The organism is Burkholderia sp. IO2, assembly GCF_029522185.1.
GTDB lineage: Bacteria > Pseudomonadota > Gammaproteobacteria > Burkholderiales > Burkholderiaceae > Burkholderia > Burkholderia cenocepacia.
The window spans coordinates 1-12,176 of record NZ_JAKWFH010000060.1; the positions used below are offsets into that span (position 1 = coordinate 1).

At 70.5% G+C, this 12,176-nt stretch carries 13 protein-coding genes; 7 read left to right on the plus strand and 6 right to left on the minus strand.

The features are described from left to right. The 3 genes from MMB92_RS29150 to MMB92_RS29160 all read left to right on the plus strand — a co-directional run. A partial coding sequence (locus MMB92_RS29150; protein ID WP_166962788.1) for a transposase occupies positions 1 to 118 on the plus strand: 118 nt, incomplete at its 5' end. 56 nt (positions 119 to 174) lie between these two features. Then, positions 175 to 1,386, plus strand: a complete 1,212-nt coding sequence (locus tag MMB92_RS29155; protein WP_084751501.1) for an MFS transporter — start codon at positions 175 to 177, stop codon at positions 1,384 to 1,386. A 126-nt stretch (positions 1,387 to 1,512) separates the two neighbouring features. Continuing rightward, on the plus strand, positions 1,513 to 2,052 hold the full coding sequence (locus MMB92_RS29160; RefSeq protein ID WP_062911409.1) for a DUF4303 domain-containing protein: 540 nt from the start codon (positions 1,513 to 1,515) through the stop codon (positions 2,050 to 2,052). 54 nt (positions 2,053 to 2,106) lie between these two features. Here the strand turns inward: MMB92_RS29160 and MMB92_RS29165 are convergent, their stop codons facing one another. The 6 genes from MMB92_RS29165 to cobA all read right to left on the minus strand — a co-directional run bounded on the left by MMB92_RS29165 (position 2,107) and on the right by cobA (position 7,201). After that, entirely contained in the window at positions 2,107 to 2,805 is a 699-nt protein-coding gene (locus MMB92_RS29165) for a fumarylacetoacetate hydrolase family protein (RefSeq protein WP_006494728.1), read from the minus strand. Between the two features lie 116 nt (positions 2,806 to 2,921). Then, on the minus strand, positions 2,922 to 3,863 hold the full coding sequence (locus MMB92_RS29170; RefSeq protein ID WP_034202257.1) for a helix-turn-helix transcriptional regulator: 942 nt from the start codon (positions 3,861 to 3,863) through the stop codon (positions 2,922 to 2,924). Between the two features lie 89 nt (positions 3,864 to 3,952). Then, entirely contained in the window at positions 3,953 to 4,552 is a 600-nt protein-coding gene (locus MMB92_RS29175) for a uracil-DNA glycosylase family protein (protein WP_062885575.1), read from the minus strand. A 112-nt stretch (positions 4,553 to 4,664) separates the two neighbouring features. Then, entirely contained in the window at positions 4,665 to 5,717 is a 1,053-nt protein-coding gene (locus MMB92_RS29180; protein WP_062885574.1) for a CmpA/NrtA family ABC transporter substrate-binding protein, read from the minus strand. Between the two features lie 5 nt (positions 5,718 to 5,722). Further along, the gene (locus tag MMB92_RS29185) at positions 5,723 to 6,319 is read right to left on the minus strand and encodes an ANTAR domain-containing protein (RefSeq protein WP_006494730.1); all 597 of its coding nucleotides are present in this window, start codon (positions 6,317 to 6,319) and stop codon (positions 5,723 to 5,725) included. A gap of 120 nt (positions 6,320 to 6,439) precedes the next feature. Then, the gene (cobA, locus tag MMB92_RS29190) at positions 6,440 to 7,201 is read right to left on the minus strand and encodes a uroporphyrinogen-III C-methyltransferase (protein ID WP_006488745.1); all 762 of its coding nucleotides are present in this window, start codon (positions 7,199 to 7,201) and stop codon (positions 6,440 to 6,442) included. A gap of 228 nt (positions 7,202 to 7,429) precedes the next feature. Between cobA and MMB92_RS29195 the strand changes: the two genes are divergently transcribed. The 4 genes from MMB92_RS29195 to nirD all read left to right on the plus strand — a co-directional run bounded on the left by MMB92_RS29195 (position 7,430) and on the right by nirD (position 12,174). Continuing rightward, the gene (locus tag MMB92_RS29195; protein WP_154817384.1) at positions 7,430 to 7,711 is read left to right on the plus strand and encodes a hypothetical protein; all 282 of its coding nucleotides are present in this window, start codon (positions 7,430 to 7,432) and stop codon (positions 7,709 to 7,711) included. 145 nt (positions 7,712 to 7,856) lie between these two features. Beyond that, the gene (locus tag MMB92_RS29200; RefSeq protein WP_084751500.1) at positions 7,857 to 9,182 is read left to right on the plus strand and encodes an MFS transporter; all 1,326 of its coding nucleotides are present in this window, start codon (positions 7,857 to 7,859) and stop codon (positions 9,180 to 9,182) included. A 21-nt stretch (positions 9,183 to 9,203) separates the two neighbouring features. Then, a complete protein-coding gene (gene nirB, locus MMB92_RS29205) occupies positions 9,204 to 11,798 on the plus strand; it encodes a nitrite reductase large subunit NirB (protein ID WP_077056843.1) in 2,595 nt (864 codons plus the stop codon). A gap of 31 nt (positions 11,799 to 11,829) precedes the next feature. Next, entirely contained in the window at positions 11,830 to 12,174 is a 345-nt protein-coding gene (gene nirD / locus MMB92_RS29210; protein WP_006488749.1) for a nitrite reductase small subunit NirD, read from the plus strand. Positions 12,175 to 12,176: the final 2 nt, after the last annotated feature.

Sequence of the window (12,176 nt, forward strand, 5' to 3'; positions counted from 1 at the left end):
CGTCGTCGAGGGAATCAACAACACTATCAAGGTCATCAAGCGCAGGGCTTACGGGTACCGCGACGAGGAATACTTCTTCCTCAAGATCCGCGCCGCGTTCCCCGGTAATCCACGATGAACCTTTTTTTTTGTGTTGCGCACGGCCGTGCGGCCCGTGCGCGGGAGGGCATCCGCTTGTCATCGAACCTGTCGACCGCGTCCGACCCGGCGTCGCCGCGGCACGCCACGCTGATCCTGCTGTGCGCGTTGTCGGTCCTGCCGCTGAGCCTGTTCCTGCCGTCGCTGCCGGCGATCGTGCGCGACCTGCACACCGACTATGCGCTCGTCGCGCTGTCGCTCGGCGGGTATGCGGCGGTGGCCGCATCGCTCGAGTTCGTGACGGGGCCGCTGTCCGACCGGTTCGGGCGGCGGCCGATCGTGCTGACGAGCGTCGCGCTATTCGCGCTCGGGTCGCTCGGTTGCGCGATGGCGGCCGATATCCGCGTGTTTCTCGGCTGCCGGCTGATGCAGGCGGCGATCACGTCGGTCTATCCGGTGTCGATGGCGGCGATCCGCGACACCGGCGGCGGCGCGCGCGCGGCGAGCCGGATCGGCTATGCGGCGATGGCGGCCGCATTCGCGCCGATGCTCGGCCCGACGCTCGGCGGCGCACTCGACCAGACGGTCGGCTGGCGCGCGAGCTTCTGGTTGCTTGGCGCGGTCGGCGTCGCGCTGTTCGCCTGGTGCGCGCGCGATCTCGTCGAAACCCATACGCGCCGGTCGTCGAGCTTCGGGCAGCAGCTTCGCGCGTATCCGGCGCTGCTCCGTGCGCGCCGCTTCTGGGCCTATGCGCTGTGCATGGCGTTTTCGACGGGCGCGTTCTATGCGTTCCTGGCCGGCGCGCCGCTCGCCGCGAAAACGCGATTCGGCATCGCGCCGGCGGAGATCGGCGTCTACATGGGGACGATCACGGCCGGTTTCGTGTGCGGCAGCTTGCTGGCCGCGCGGGGCGCGCGCCGCTACGCGCTGGCCACGACGATCCTGGGCGGGCGGGTCGTCGCGTGCGCGGGGCCGCTGATCGGGCTTGCGCTGGTGTTCGGCGGCGCGACGCACGCGCTCGCATGGTTCGGGCCGTGCGTGCTGGTCGGCATCGGCAACGGGCTGAGCAACCCCGGCGCCCATGCAGGCGCGGTGTCGGTGCGCCCGGAACTGGCGGGCAGCGCGTCGGGGCTGGCCGGCGCGATGACGATCGGCGGCGGCGCCGCGCTGTCGTCGTTGACGGGCGCGCTGCTGACCGTCGGCAACGCAGGCTACCTGCCGCTCGCGATGATGCTGCTGTCGGCGGCGATCGCGCTGGCGGCCGCCGTGTGCGTGCGGGTGTTCGACGGACAGGACGCCGGGCGGTGAGCGCGGGTGCGCCCCGGTACCGGCGCGCGGCCGAATGACGGACAATCCGCCGCATGCCGGGAGACGACGCACGAGCCGCGCGCCGCGTGTCCCGACGAGCGCAAAAGGCGACTGGACGAGGATGCGATGAGCGATTTTTCTGATTTCCAGCGGGATATTGCCGATGCCGCGAGGGCGACCTTCCGGGCGCTGCGGGCGTTGCACCCGGACGAGCATTTCTACGCGTTTGCGTTGTACACCGACAGCGGTGCGATGACGGTGGTGCCGGCGGCCAATTCGGTCGAAGGGCTGCGCCGGGTCCGCGCGCGGCAGGCGGTGGCGGACGACGACCCGTGGTTCGTGTGGGGCGTGGCCGAGTGGGCGTACGCGGCGGCCGAGGCTTCGCCGTTCAACGCGATCTGCGGCCGGCTGGCCGACGAAGTGCTGAGCCCGCAGTTCGTCCCGTCGCGCTTCAGCGAATTTTCCCGGCAACTGCACGCCGACATGATCGAGGCATTGCGGCTGCTCGATCGCGACGGCGTGTTCGGCACGGGCGACGACCGGGCGGCGATCACGCTGTTCGTGTCGATCAGCGACGACGATGCGGCCGAGGCGCTGGAAAACGTGTCGGCGAAAGCGCTGAATCCGCCGGCCGTCGCCGACGCCTTTCTGCGCCGCTACGACTGACCTGCATCGGGATCTCGCGCGGCGGCCCGGACAGGCGCCGCCGTGCGTGCCGCGTTACGGCTTCGCGCCGACCACGAATTCGAACGTCGCGATGCCGTCGACGCCGCCCGTCACGCGATCGCCCGGCTGCAGCGCACCGACGCCGGCCGGCGTGCCGGTGAAGATCAGGTCGCCGGCCTTCAACTCGACCGAGCGCGACACGTACGCGATCACGTCGGGCACGGGCCAGATCATGTCGGCCAGGTCGCCTTGCTGGCGCGTGTCGCCGTTGACCGCGAGCCAGATGCGGCCGGCGGCCGGATGGCCGGTGGCCGTCGCCGCGCGCAGCGCGGTTACGGGGCCCGACGCGTCGAACCCCTTCGCCCAGTCCCACGGCCGGCTCAGCTTCTTCGCTTCGGCCTGCAGGTCGCGGCGCGTGAGATCGACGCCGACGCCGTAGCCCCACACGTGCGACAGCGCGTCGGCCGGGTCGATCGACCGGCCGTCCTTGCCGATCGCGACGACCAGCTCGATTTCATGATGGAGATCGCTCGTCAGCGGCGGATAGGCGACCGTGCCGCTGGCCGGAACGATCGCGTCGGCGGGCTTGGTGAAGAAGAACGGCGGTTCGCGGTCGGGGTCGGCGCCCATTTCGCGGGCGTGGTCGGCGTAGTTGCGGCCGACGCAGAATACGCGGCGCACCGGAAAGCGCGCGGACGACTGTTCGACTTCGACGGAAGGACGCTCGGCGGCGTCGATGACATAGGCGGACATCGGATGGCCTCGTTCGGTAGGAAGACGGATGGCCGGCGCAGCGGCCGGCATGCGTGCAACGATACCCGACGCGCATGCGCCCGGATGCGACGCAACTGCGTTTTACCGGGACAAAACTACGCGTCGGTGGCCGCCTGCGTGTCGTCGGCGGCGGGCAGCGCGGCGTTCGCGTCGCGGTACGCCTTCGGCGACACGCCGACCCGCGCGCGGAAGCGCCGCGCGAAATACCCTTCGTCGCGGAAGCCGACCGAGCGCGCGATGTCCGCGATGCGCCGGCTGGTGTGGGCCAGCAGCGACTGCGCGAGCGCGATCCGGCGCTCGGTGACGAGATCGGTGAAGGTGCTGCCGGTTTCCTTGCGAACGAGGTGTGCGAGGTAGTTCGGCGACAGGAACGCGGCTTCGGCGGTCGCGGCGAGCGTCAGGTCCTCACGCGTCAGGTTCGCCCGCACGTGGCGCAGCACGCGGGCCAGCGCGTCACGCCGGCCGGCGCGCTGGGCGCCGCGCTGCGCGAGCTTGTCGAGCGCGCCCGCGTACTGCGTGCAGACGAGCCCGATCAGTTGCAGCAGGTAGCCGCGCAGCAACGTGGTCGAGCCGAAGGTGCGCACGCGATCGGCGTCGAGCATGCACAGCGCGAGGCGGCGCGCTTCGTCGTACGTATCGCCGGTCAGGATGAAATCGAGGTGCTCCTGGAAGCGGAACGGCGTCAGTTCGGGGAAGCGGTGCGCGGGCACGTCCTCGAGATCGAGCGGATCGACGTCGAGATCGGCGCGCAGGAACGCCTGGCTGAAATTGATCACGATGAAGTGCGCGCCTTCCGGATGCGGAATCAGGTGCTCGCGGTGCGGCAGCACGAACGCGAGCGCGCCGCGCGGAAACGGCCGCGTGACGCCGCCGATGCGCTGCTCGGTGTCGCCGCCGAGGTTGAACTGGATCTGGAAATACGCGTGCCGGTGCGGCTCGGTGATCGCCTGGCGCGACGCCTGGTCGCGGATGTAGAAATCGAGCCGGTCGCTGCGTTCGGGCATCCCGTACAGGCGCGGCGGGGCGGTGGAGGGCATGAAGGATTGTGCTGTTCGTGACGCGGTTGAGCCGCGATGGTACAGCGAACCGGGCGCGCCGGGGCCGGGCGCCGGCTCGCGGGCCCCGCTCAGCCTGCCGCGAGCGGCGCGATCCGGCGCCGCAGCTCGGGTACGACCTCGGCGTCGAACCATGGATGGTGCTTGAACCAGGCCTGGTTGCGCGGCGACGGATGCGGCAGCGGCAGGACGGCCGGGCCGTAGTCGCGCCAGGCTTGCACGGTATCGGTCAGCGTCGCCTTGCGCGCGCCGCGCAGGAAATGCCGCTGCGCGTACTGGCCGATCAGCAGCGTGAGCCGGATCGACGGCAGTTCGGCCAGCAGCCGGTCGATCCACAGGGGCGCGCATTCGGGGCGCGGCGGGTTGTCGCCGCTCGCGCCGCGGCCCGGGTAGCAGAAGCCCATCGGCACGATCGCGAAGCGCGTCTCGTCGTAGAAGGTCTCGACGTCGACGCCGAGCCAGTCGCGCAGCCGCTTGCCGCTCGCGTCGTCCCATGGAATCCCGCTCGCATGGACGCGTGCGCCCGGCGCCTGCCCGACGATCAGGATGCGCGCGTCGCGATGGGCGCGCACGACCGGGCGCGGGCCGAGCGGCAGGTCGGCTTCGCATGCACGGCACGCGCGGACTTCGGTGAGCAGCACGTCGAGCGGCGCGCGCGTTCGTTTCGGCATCGATTCGGAGCGGGGACGGAGTGGCAAGGCGGTGCCGCGTGGGCGGCGCGGGCGGGCAGCGGCCGGGCGCCGTGGCCCGGCGGCACACGCGGGCTGCACCGTGCGGCGCGCGTCACGCCCGTGACGGGCCCGCTGCGCCGCCTTCGGCGACCGCAGCATCATACAACGCGGTTTGCGCGATCGCCGCGGCGATCCCCGCATCGTCGTGCGAACCGTCGAGCATGCCCCAGCGCCGGTATTGCGACAGGAACCACAGGGCCTCGCGCGGATCGGGCCGGTTCACGGCGCCGCCGTCGTGGAAGCGGATCGGCAGCGGCGGCGTGGCGAACGGCCCCGCGCCATAGTCGCCGAGCAGGCGCGGCGCGATCAGCCGGGCCGGCACGCCGAGTGCGTCGGGCGACGCGAGCCAGTCGGCCGCCTCGCGGCGGTGCGCGGCGCTGTCGAGCCATGCGCACGCATCGACCAGCGTGCGGACCAGCGCACGCGCGGTGGCCGGATACAGCGCGACGAAGTCGCGCCGGGTCGCGAGCACCTTCTCCGGATGATCGGGCCAGATCTCGCTCGTGACGGCGACGGTGCGGCCCGCGCCGCACGCTTCGGCCACCGCGTGCCATGGCTCGCCCGCGCAGAAGCCGTCGAGCTCGCCGCCCGCGAGCGCGGCGACCATCTCGGGCGGCGGAATCACGACGCTGCGCACGTCGCGCAGCGGATCGACGCCGTGCGACGCGAGCCACGCGTTCAGCCACATCGCGTGCGTGCCGGTCGGGAAGGTCTGCGCGAGCAGCGGCTTGCGGCCGAGCGTCGCGAACGCGGCACGCACGTTGGCGGTTTCGCGGTAAGCGTCGGCGAGGCCCCGCGACAACGTGATCGCCTGCCCGTTGCGGTTCAGCACCATCAGCGCGGCCATGTCGGCCCGCGGGCCGCCGATGCCGAGCTGCAGCCCGCAGACGAGCCCGTAGAGCGCGTGCGCGGCATCGAGCTCACCGCTGAGCAGTTTGTCGCGCACGGCCGCCCACGACGGCTGGCGGCTCAATTCGAGCGAGAGGCCATGACGCGCGCCGAGATTCAGGCGCTGCGCGACGATCAGCGGGGCCGCGTCGCTCAGCGCGACGAACCCGAGGCGAAGATGCGCGCGTTCCGGCGCGGCGGGAGGGGAGGTATGCATGGCACTCATGACTGGGGTGACGCGTCGAGCAATTGTCGCGCGACGTCGACGATGCGCAGGCCCTGATCCATCGCGCGCTTGCGCAGCGCCGCATACGCATCGTGTTCGGACAGCTTGCGCTGGTCCATCAGCACGCGTTTCGCGCGGTCGATCAGCTTGCGTTCCTCGAGTTCGCGCTCGACGTCGGCCAGCCGGCGGCGCAGCGCGTCGTCGTGCGAGAAGCGCGCGAGCGCGACTTCGAGAATCGGCGCGAGGCGCTCGGCCGACAACCCTTCGACGAGATACGCGCTGACGCCCGCGCCGACCGCCGCGCGGATCAGTTCCTGGTCGGCGTCGTGGCTGAACATCAGCACGGGGCGCGGCGCGGTCGCATGCATGACGGCGAGCTGTTCGAGCGTGTCGCGCGACGGCGAATCGGTATCGATGATCACGACGTCCGGGCGTTGCTCCTCGACGGCCGCCGGCAGGCGCGCGGGCGTCGCGACGTCGTTCAGCATCTCGTAGCCGAGGCGCGCGAGCGCATTGCCGAGTTCGCCGATCGGCTTGTCGGTATCGGTGACGAGCAGCACGCGCAGGCGGACGGGCAGGGCGGACGAACTCATGAGGCGGGCGACAGGGGCAGTGATGCGTCGGTGCAAGGGCCGAACGAGGCAGTCGGGCCGCACGCGCGGCCGGGGGTGAACGAAACGGGGAGCGGCCGAAGCCGCGCGATGCCGCCCATGTCAGGCGGCCCGCGGCAGCGCCGCGCCGATTGCCGCGTCCGCCTCCTGCGCGGCCGTTTCGCCGATCGCGCCGCCGACGAGGATCACGGCCGGGCTGCCGAGCCGCGCGGTTTCGATGCCGCTTGCGAGCGTGTCGAGCGTGCCGGTCCAGCGACGCTCTTCGGGCGTACCGGCCCATTGCACGGCCGCCGCCGGCGTCGACGCGGGGAGCGCGGCGAGCAGGCCCGCCGCGATGCTGTCGACGCGGCTCATTCCCATGTAGATCGCGAGCGTGGTGCCGGTCGCCGCGAGCCGGGCCCAGTCGGGTTCGCCGTGGTCCTGGCGATGCGCGGTGACGAACGTGACGCCCTGGCAGTGTTCGCGATGCGTGAGCGAGATGCCGAGGCTCGCGGCGGCCGCGAATCCCGACGAGATGCCGTTGACGATCTCGACCGGAATCGCGGCCGCGCGCAGCGTCGCGAGTTCTTCGCCGGCGCGCCCGAACAGCAGCGCATCGCCGCCTTTCACGCGCACCACGTGCGCGCCGCGCAGCGCATGGCGGCGCATCAGTTTCTCGATGAACGCCTGCGGCGTGGAGCGGCAGCCGCCGCGCTTGCCGACGCGGATCACGCGCGCCTGCGGCGCGAGTTCGACGATGCCGGGCGCGACGAGATCGTCGAGCAGCAGCACGTCGGCGGCGGCCAGCGCCTTCACCGCCTTCAGCGTGAGGAGATCGGGGTCGCCGGGGCCGGCGCCCAGCAGCGTGACTTTGCCTGTCGTCATGTCGTGTTCCTGTGCCGCATCGCATGCCTGCGGCGGTCTGCTTCGCGTTGTTGCTCGGCGGCGGCGGGCGGTCGAAACGCACCGGCATCCGGCCGTGCCGTGCACGGGGGGACGCCGTTGTCCGGAAAGGCTCGCCGTGAAGGGCGGGCCGGGTTTGCGGGGACTGCCCACCGGCGCCGTTGCCGGTGTAGTGAAGGTTCAGCAATATCCGGGCCAACCGGCGCGACGATGGCGCCTTTGCGCGACGCGGCGCACCGTGCGATGGCCGCGAGCGGGCATGTGCTCGCGACGCGCGAGCAGTCGCGATGCCGCATCGGCGCGTATCGTGCCGCGCTCGCGCGCACCGCGATGCCGCACGACGACAGTGCTGCAGCGCACCACATCTGTGCCTCGGTGCATCGCGACGGAGAGCGCGTCGCGCGTCGCGGTGACGTGCCCGATACCCGCTGCGCCTTGTGCGGTGGGGTTCCCGGCGCGATTGACGCCGACATGGCACGTCGCTTGCATTAGCTCGTTCGGGCGGGTCAATGGCGATCCGTCCGCAGTACCGAATACCGAAGCGCCCGGCAACGGGCTTCATGGGCAACGGCGTCCTACGTATCAGGTCTCGACGAGACCGGGTGCGCAGGACGCCGTTTTTCGTTTGGCGGATGACATGACCGACAAAGCTACCCGTATCGATCTCTTCAGCCTCCGCACCGCGCCGATGCGCGCGTTCCATCTGACGTGGATGGCGTTCTTCGTATGCTTCTTCGCGTGGTTCGCGTGCGCGCCGCTGATGCCGCTGATCGCGCGCGAATTCCATCTCACCGCGGCGCAAGTCGCCAACATCAACATCGCCGCGGTGGCCGCGACGATCGCCGTGCGGCTGCTGGTCGGCCCGCTGTGCGACCGCTTCGGCCCGCGCCGCGTGTATGCGGGCCTGCTGCTGCTCGGCGCGATCCCCGTGTTCGCCGTGTCGTTCACGCACGACTACCTGTGGTTCCTGGTCTGCCGGCTCGGCATCGGCGCGATCGGCGCGGGCTTCGTGATCACGCAATACCACACGTCGGTGATGTTCGCGCCGAACGTGGTCGGCACCGCGAACGCGACGACGGCCGGCTGGGGCAATGCCGGCGCGGGCGCGACGCAGGCGCTGATGCCGCTGCTCGTTGCCGCGGGGCTGATGCTCGGCTTCGGCGAGGATGCGTCGTGGCGCATCGCGCTGGTCGTGCCGGGCGTGGCGATGCTCGTGATGGCGTGGGCGTACTGGCGCTTCACGCAGGACTGCCCGCAAGGCGATTTCGTCGCGCTGCGCAAGGAAGGCGTGACGATCGACAGCGGCAAGAAGGGCGGCTGGGCGAGCTTCTTCGCGGCGTGCGGCAACTATCGCGTGTGGATGCTGTTCGTCACGTACGGCGCGTGCTTCGGCGTCGAGGTGTTCATCCACAACATCGCCGCGCTGTACTACGTCGATCACTTCAAGCTGTCGTTGAAGGACGCCGGTTTCGCGGTCGGGATGTTCGGCTTGCTCGCGCTGTTCGCCCGCGCGCTCGGCGGCTGGCTGTCCGACAAGATCGCCGCGCGCCGCAGCCTCGACGTGCGCGCGACGCTGCTGTGCGCGCTGATCATCGGCGAAGGGCTCGGGCTGATCTGGTTCTCGCATGCGCAAGGCATCGGCATCGCGCTCGTCGCGATGCTGACCTTCGGCCTCTTCACGCACATGGCGTGCGGCGCGACCTACGCGCTGGTGCCGTTCATCGACCGCAAGGCGCTCGGCGGCGTCGCGGGGATCGTCGGTGCGGGCGGCAACGTCGGCGCGGTCGCCGCGGCTTTCCTGCTGAAGGGTGTCGGCGACGTCCAGCAGGCGCTGAGCCTGCTCGGCCTGGCGGTCACCGCGACCGCCTTGTGCGCGATGGCCGTGCGCTTCAGCGAAGAACACAAGGCGCGCGAAGCCGAGCTGCGCGATCGCGCGCTGGCCGCCGCCAACGCCGCGAACTGATCGACCGAAGGAACCGCCATCATGAAACTCATCGTCATCGGCCACGGCATGGTCGGCCACAAGCTTCTCGAATGCGTCGCGGCGGAGGCCGCCGCGGCCGGCGCGCCGCAGGTCACGGTGCTCGGCGAGGAACCGCGCGCGGCCTACGATCGCGTGCATCTGTCCGAATTCTTCGCGGGCAAGTCGGCGGACGATCTGTCGCTCGTCGAACCCGGCTTCTTCGAGCGTCATCCGCAGTTCGACCTGCGCCTGAACGCGCAGGTCGCGTCGATCGACCGCGCCGCGCATACGGTCACGCTCGTGTCGGGCGAAACGCTCGCGTACGACAAGCTGGTGCTCGCCACGGGCTCGCGTCCGTTCGTGCCACCGGTGCCGGGCCGCGATCGCGCCGGCTGCTTCGTGTACCGGACGATCGAGGACCTCGAGGCGATGCAGGCGTGCGGCGCGCACGCGAAGCGCGGCGTCGTGGTCGGCGGCGGCCTGCTCGGCCTCGAATGCGCGAAGGCGCTGCGCGACATGGGGCTCGACACGCACGTCGTCGAATTCGCGCCGCGCCTGATGGCCGTGCAGGTCGACGACGGCGGCGGCCGGATGCTGCGCGCGAAGATCGAGGCGCTCGGCGTGACCGTGCATACCGGCAAGAACACGCTCGAAATCGTCGACGGCGACGAAGGCACGCACCGGATGGCGTTCGCCGACGGCACGCATCTCGACACCGACATGATCGTGTTCTCGGCCGGTATCCGGCCCCGCGACGAACTGGCCCGCGCGTGCGGGCTCGACATCGGCCCGCGCGGCGGCGTCGCGATCGACGACGCGTGCCGCACGAGCGACGCCGACATCTACGCGATCGGCGAATGCGCGGCCTGGAACGGCACCGTGTACGGCCTCGTCGCGCCGGGCTACGACATGGCGCGCGTGGTCGCGAAGCAACTCGCGGGCGACGCCGACGAAGCGGCGGCCGCGTTCGCGGGCGCCGACATGAGCACCAAGCTGAAGCTGATGGGCGTGGACGTCGCGAGCATCGGCGACGCGCACGGCACGACGGCCGGCAGCCGCACCTACCAGTACGCGGACGAGCGCCGCCAGGTCTACAAGAAGCTGGTGGTGTCCGACTGCGGCAAGTTCCTGCACGGCGCGGTGATGGTTGGCGATGCGGCCGAGTACGGCACGCTGCTGCAGATGATGCTGAACCGCATCGAGTTGCCCGAATCGCCGGAATTCCTGATCCTGCCGTCGTCGGACGGCGCCGCGAAGCCGGCGATCGGCGTCGATGCGCTGCCGGAAGGCGCGCAAATCTGCTCGTGCAACAACGTGTCGAAGTCGCAGATCTGCGCGGCGGTGGCCGACGGCGCGACGAGCCTCGGCGCGCTGAAGACGTGCACGGGCGCCGGCACGTCGTGCGGCGGCTGCGTGCCGCTCGTCACGCAGATCATGAAGGCCGAGATGAAGAAGCAGGGCCTCGCGGTCAACAACCATCTGTGCGAGCACTTTCCGTATTCGCGCCAGGAGCTGTTCCACCTGATTCGCGTCGAGCGCATCACGACGTTCGACGCGCTGCTGCACAAGCACGGCCGCGGGCTCGGCTGCGACGTGTGCAAGCCGGCCGTCGCGGGCATCCTCGCGTCGTGCTTCAACGAGTTCGTGCTGAAGAAGGAGCACGCGGGGCTGCAGGATTCGAACGACTACTACCTCGCGAACATCCAGCGCGACGGCACGTATTCGGTCGTGCCGCGCATGCCGGGCGGCGAAGTCACGCCGGAAGGGCTGATCGCGGTCGGCCAGGTCGCGAAGAAATACGGCCTGTACACGAAGATCACCGGCGGCCAGCGCGTCGACCTGTTCGGTGCGCGCGTCGAGCAACTGCCGTCGATCTGGGAGGAGCTGATCGCGGCCGGCTTCGAATCGGGTCACGCGTACGGCAAGGCGCTGCGAACCGTGAAATCGTGCGTCGGGTCGACGTGGTGCCGCTACGGCGTCGACGATTCGGTCGGCCTCGCGATCGATCTGGAGAACCGCTACAAGGGGCTGCGCGCGCCGCACAAGATCAAGTTCGGCGTGTCCGGCTGCACGCGCGAGTGCGCGGAAGCGCAGGGCAAGGACGTCGGCGTCATCGCGACCGAGAAAGGCTGGAACCTGTACGTGTGCGGCAACGGCGGGATGAAGCCGCGCCACGCGGAGCTGCTCGCGTCCGACCTCGATCGTGCGACGCTGGTCCGCTACATCGACCGCTTCCTGATGTTCTACGTGCGCACGGCCGACCGGCTGCAACGCACCAGCGTGTGGCGTGACAACCTCGAAGGCGGCCTCGACTACCTGGTCGACGTCGTCGTGCACGACAAGCTCGCGATCGCCGACGAACTCGAAGCCGACATGCAGCACGTGATCGACACCTACGAGTGCGAGTGGAAGAAGGCCGTCACCGATCCCGACACGCGCAAGCGCTTCCGCCACTTCGTGAACAGCGACGCGCCGGATACGACCATCGAGTTCGTCGAGACGCGCGGCCAGATCCGGCCCGCGACGCCCGGTGAGCGCGCGGGCGGCAAGCCCGTGCCGATCCCCGTCGTCGCCGCGGCGGCGACCCGAGCCGCGACCGAAACCGCCACCGCGTGACCGACATCCGCCACCTTGCAAGGAGCCCATCATGAACGATCGCCTTCCGCTGTCCTGGACCCGTGTATGCCCGCTCGACGACATCGTGCCGAACACCGGCGTGTGCGCGCTCGTCAACGGCGAGCAGATCGCGGTGTTTCACGTCGCGCATGCCGACGGCGGCGTGTTCGCGATCGACAACGTCGACCCCGTATCGCAGGCCGCCGTGATGTCGCGCGGACTGATCGGCAGCCTCGGCGAGCGCGTCGTGGTCGCGTCGCCGCTGTACAAGCAGCACTTCGACCTGCGTACCGGCGAATGCCTGGAAGCGCCCGAGCAGTCGGTGAACGCGTATCCGTCGCGGGTCGAGGACGGCTTCGTGTGGGTCGCGGCCTGACC

What these genes read in the sequence shown, in the direction of transcription:
- nirB (WP_077056843.1), top strand. Translation starts at nt 9,204, where the DNA reads ATGAAACTCATCGTCATCGGCCACGGCATGGTCGGCCACAAGCTTCTC.
- cobA (WP_006488745.1), bottom strand. Translation starts at nt 7,201, where the DNA reads ATGACGACAGGCAAAGTCACGCTGCTGGGCGCCGGCCCCGGCGACCCC.
- MMB92_RS29165 (WP_006494728.1), bottom strand. Translation starts at nt 2,805, where the DNA reads ATGTCCGCCTATGTCATCGACGCCGCCGAGCGTCCTTCCGTCGAAGTC.
- nirD (WP_006488749.1), top strand. Translation starts at nt 11,830, where the DNA reads ATGAACGATCGCCTTCCGCTGTCCTGGACCCGTGTATGCCCGCTCGAC.
- MMB92_RS29180 (WP_062885574.1), bottom strand. Translation starts at nt 5,717, where the DNA reads ATGCATACCTCCCCTCCCGCCGCGCCGGAACGCGCGCATCTTCGCCTC.
- MMB92_RS29175 (WP_062885575.1), bottom strand. Translation starts at nt 4,552, where the DNA reads ATGCCGAAACGAACGCGCGCGCCGCTCGACGTGCTGCTCACCGAAGTC.
- MMB92_RS29170 (WP_034202257.1), bottom strand. Translation starts at nt 3,863, where the DNA reads ATGCCCTCCACCGCCCCGCCGCGCCTGTACGGGATGCCCGAACGCAGC.
- MMB92_RS29160 (WP_062911409.1), top strand. Translation starts at nt 1,513, where the DNA reads ATGAGCGATTTTTCTGATTTCCAGCGGGATATTGCCGATGCCGCGAGG.
- MMB92_RS29185 (WP_006494730.1), bottom strand. Translation starts at nt 6,319, where the DNA reads ATGAGTTCGTCCGCCCTGCCCGTCCGCCTGCGCGTGCTGCTCGTCACC.
- MMB92_RS29200 (WP_084751500.1), top strand. Translation starts at nt 7,857, where the DNA reads ATGACCGACAAAGCTACCCGTATCGATCTCTTCAGCCTCCGCACCGCG.
- MMB92_RS29195 (WP_154817384.1), top strand. Translation starts at nt 7,430, where the DNA reads ATGGCGCCTTTGCGCGACGCGGCGCACCGTGCGATGGCCGCGAGCGGG.